We start from the raw sequence: 4311 nt of genomic DNA, 5'->3' as shown, positions 1-4311 counted from the left end.
CAGCAATTTTAATGAATTGTGGGCTATTGAAGCCATTGGAGCCAACTACAGGTTGATTCATACCCATTTCACGCATTTTCTTCATGATAAGGGCACCTTCTTGGTAAAGAGATGCAACTACGATAACATCAGGTTTTGCTTGTTGAATCTTAGTTAATTGTGCAGAGAAGTCAGTATCTTTATCTGCAAATGTTTCAGTATCAACGATTTGTACGCCTACGGATTCCAATGCTTTGCGAGCTGTATTATTTACAGATACCATTTGGTCATTGTTATTGGAGTACATAATAGCTGCTGTTTTAAAGCCTAATGTTTTATGAGCTTCTTTAATAGCTGTATCTACTGCCAAGGATTCAGGTACTGCGTTACGGAAGATATAATCCCCAATATCTGTAATACCTTCAGCAGTTGTAGATGTGCCAATAGCAACTACTTTGCTTTTATTTGCTACAGGACCAGCTGCCATCATTTCACCAGACAACATAGGACCAATAACTGCTACAACTTTATCTTTTGCGATTACTTTATTCATTGCATTGATAGCTTCGTTTTTATCACCTTTAGTATCTTCTACTAATAAGTTAATTTTTACAGCGTTTGCATCAGCGTTAATTTCGCTCACTGCCAATTCTGCACCAGCTTTAATGGATTCACCATATGCTGCAGCACCACCAGTTGTTGTTGTTAATAATGCAATTTTAGCTTCATTGCTATTTGCACCACCTGCATCTTTATTGCTACCACAACCAGCAGCAACTGCCATTACACCAGCAAGACCAAAAATGGCTGCCTTTTTCAACATGGATTTATTCATGTTACACCCTTCTTTCAAAACATAAAACTTTAAATCTATTCCTATATTATGAGAATATAAAATACTTTGTCAATTAAAAGATAATGATTTTAATTCCCCAATAATATATACATTAAATACGCTATTCAGATAGCCTTTCCCACTTCTCATACAATGAATCTAACTCGCTTTGAGTCTCTTCAATTTGCAAAGAGATTTTGGACATTTCCTCTAAATCTTGTTGCACCACAGGATTTGCTAGTTGCACCTCGTACATCTTCATCGTCGCCTCAAGGCGAGCAATTTCAGATTCTACTTCAGCCAATTGTTTTTCCACCATATAGGCATTTGGTTTCTTCTGATTGTCCTCAGTAGATTCTGATGCTGAAAGTACTTGCTCATCAGCTGAAATAGATTTTCTCTCCACCTTATCAGCTTCTAAGTTCTGCCCATTAGCTAACGCTAATAAGTCTTCTTGCTCTTTCAGCTTTTCCTTGTAGTATGAGTAATTACCGAGATACTCTGTAATTTTGCCATCATCAAGAACTACTGTTTTAGTAGAAACTTGATCCAGGAAATATCTATCATGAGAAATAATGAAGCAAGTACCTTCAAATTGTTGCAATGCTTCCTCTACAATTTCTCGCGTAGGAATGTCTAAATGGTTTGTTGGTTCGTCTAGGATAAGGAAATTATCACCTTGAAGAAATAGTTTCAGCAACGCTAAACGCGCTCTTTCACCACCGGATAAATCACCGACCAGTTTAAACACATCATCCCCTTTAAATAGGAATGAACCGAGTACGTTACGAGCTTTATCTTCACTGTAGTTAAAGTGATTCATAATCTCTTCTACTACCTGCCAAGAATCATGTAACTCTTCGTGCTCTTGCGAGAAGTACCCCACTTGTACGCGATTGCCAATATCTACATGACCAGATTCAGGGAATAGTTCGCCTACAATAGTTTTTACTAAAGTCGATTTACCGGCCCCATTAGGACCAATAAGAGCCACAGACTCACCACGGCGAACAACGAGAGATATATCATCAATGATGCGACTTTCACCATACCCTACAGACAAGTGATCTAAGACTAAAACCTTATCAGCACTCATAGCAGCAGGTGGGAAAGAAAATTGTAAATGATGTGAAGTAACAGGCGCCTCAAGACGTTCTAATCGATTGAGCTGGGACTGACGCCCACGAGCCATTTTAGACTTGATACCTGCCCGGTATTTATCTATATAAGCCTCGGTTTTCTTGATGTACTCTTGTTGCTTCTCATAAGCCACCATATCTGCCTTCAAACGTTCATCACGTTGTTGGATATAGCGACTATAGTTACCACGATACGTTGTAGCCTTATGATTATCTAGCTCCACAACGCCAGTGACGATGCGGTCTAAGAAATAACGGTCATGACTGACGATAAGAATACCACCGGGATAGGCGGATAGGTATCCCTCAAGCCACTCGAGCATATCCATATCTAAATGGTTTGTCGGTTCGTCCAAGAACAGAAAATCTGGACGGCGAACTAAGGCCTTTGCTAAGTTAATACGCGTTTTTTGACCACCAGAAAAAGCATTAGCTGGTTTGTCTAAATCTTCATCAGTAAAACCTAAACCGTAAACAATGCACTTTGTCTTTTGCTCATAATCATAACCACCAAGCCATTCTAGACGATTTTGTAAATAATCTAGGCGTTGTAAATCAGCTTCACTAGCCTCTTCAGTTTCTAAGCGGCTCGTAAGTTCTTTAAGTTGTTCTTCCAATTCGTGTACATCAGCCCAAGCCTTTTCGATTTCAGTAGCCAAGCTATCATCACCAAGATTTACATCTTGTTGTAAGTAGCCAATACTTGCCACAGGAGACTTAACTACATTACCTTCATCAAGCTCCTCATAACCTAATATACATTTCAACAAGGTAGATTTACCGGCCCCATTAGGCCCAACTAAAGCGAGTCTATCCCCCTCTTTTATTTCAAAGGACACATTGGAAAATACTTGGCGCACCCCAAATGATTTTCCAAGGCCTATCATTCGAATGCGTTCCATTCACAACCTCCTAATCATTTACCCTTTATTATACCACAGTTGCCCGTACTAACACCAACATCTCTATAGAATCTTTTGTTTTTCTGCTATGGCGAAATAATTTACCTAACAAAGGGATGTCTCCTAATATAGGAACCTTTTGTATTTGGTGCTGATCTCGATTATCCATGAGCCCACCTATAACGAGGACTTCCCCGTGTTGTAAACGTACTCTAGTATGAGCTTGCCTTGTACTAATTTTGTAAGCTTTCATTTCCGATACCATAATCGGCGTACTCACCTCGGCATGTATTTTGGCATCCACGCCACCATCGGCAGTAATAATAGGAGTATAGTTTAATTTAATACCCACCTCTTCATAACGAGTAGAGCGCTTCCGCTCTCCATTAACCTCTGACTCCTCTACGACAGGAATTCTTTCACCAATCAAAATATGAGCTGTCTCACCATTAAGAGCCATAATGGAAGGTTTTGCTATTAAAACGGCTTTTCCCGAACTTTCCATGAGACTTAGTTCTGGTTTTACAAAAAACTTATAAGCTTCTCCACTTGGTGTTTTACCAAAGGTAACGGCTCCATAGGAATTAGTTTTATCATCACCATGGCCAGTCAAACTGAGCCAAGACCACCGAAAACCTTGTTCTTTTGCATAAGATTGCTCCATCGCAATAATTGTAGCTTCTAGTTGCACTTGCTTTGGTTCCTTATCGATAGCACGGACTAAATTTTCTACACGCCTCTTTTCACCACTTGTTAAATGCATAATGACCTCATTTTGTTCTGAAAGTACGGCCATTTTATCATTCTTTACTACGGTACCCATTACAGCTTTCAAAGATTCTGCTGGCAAGTGTTCTGGGGATAGAACATAGAGTTCTCTATTCTCCAGTGTTGCCTCATCAGATTCAATAAGCAATGTATTATGCTGCTTTAATACAGAAAAATGATATATCCGACCAAGCTCCTTAATAACCTCTTCCGGAGACTCCCCTTTTACGGTTGCCGTAATATTTCCCTTTAGTGATTCTACACCGATAACCGATATACCATAACTTCGACAAATACCGAGAATTGTTTCCTTTAATGACGCATTACGCACAGATATCGTAACCGACTCATTCTCTTTATTAAGCTCTAAACCATTTGTTACGTTATTAAGATCTAGACTATTTGCTACATTATTAAACTCTACGCTATTTGCTACATTATTTCTTACATTATTTGTTGTCTTTGATTCTTTAGTATCTGCTAATACAACTAACGGTTGCGCAAATAATATATATGTAAGTATAACTATTAGAATACCAATTTTTAGTAATATATTGGTTTTATTGGAGAATATAAATCTACTCACTCGATTTTCAGCCATCGTGATGAACCTCCTTCGACGATTTCTACACTATTTTCAGTAATAGCAGATACTGATATCCCTTGCCAACTACTACCAGTCGTAACC

Annotated in this window: 3 protein-coding genes; all 3 read right to left on the bottom strand. The window is 38.8% G+C overall.

The genetic code is table 11. The features are described from left to right. A partial coding sequence (locus Q0F90_RS07655) for an ABC transporter substrate-binding protein (RefSeq protein WP_296004456.1) occupies window positions 1-814 on the bottom strand: 814 nt, incomplete at its 3' end. A 121-nt stretch (window positions 815-935) separates the two neighbouring features. Further along, entirely contained in the window at window positions 936-2855 is a 1920-nt protein-coding gene (locus Q0F90_RS07650; RefSeq protein ID WP_296004454.1) for an ABC-F family ATP-binding cassette domain-containing protein, read from the bottom strand. A gap of 28 nt (window positions 2856-2883) precedes the next feature. Next, window positions 2884-4224, bottom strand: coding sequence for a type II secretion system protein GspD (locus Q0F90_RS07645; RefSeq protein WP_296004452.1), 1341 nt, complete (start codon window positions 4222-4224; stop codon window positions 2884-2886). Between the last annotated feature and the right edge of the window lie 87 nt (window positions 4225-4311).

Source organism: uncultured Veillonella sp. (assembly GCF_934190855.1).
Classification (GTDB): domain Bacteria; phylum Bacillota; class Negativicutes; order Veillonellales; family Veillonellaceae; genus Veillonella.
The sequence above is the reverse complement of the archived record's forward strand: the minus strand, read 5'-3'. Positions and strand labels throughout refer to the sequence as shown.

Coding starts and splice junctions, on each gene's coding strand:
- Q0F90_RS07650 (WP_296004454.1), bottom strand. CDS start 2,855: ATGGAACGCATTCGAATGATAGGCCTTGGAAAATCATTTGGGGTGCGC.
- Q0F90_RS07645 (WP_296004452.1), bottom strand. CDS start 4,224: ATGGCTGAAAATCGAGTGAGTAGATTTATATTCTCCAATAAAACCAAT.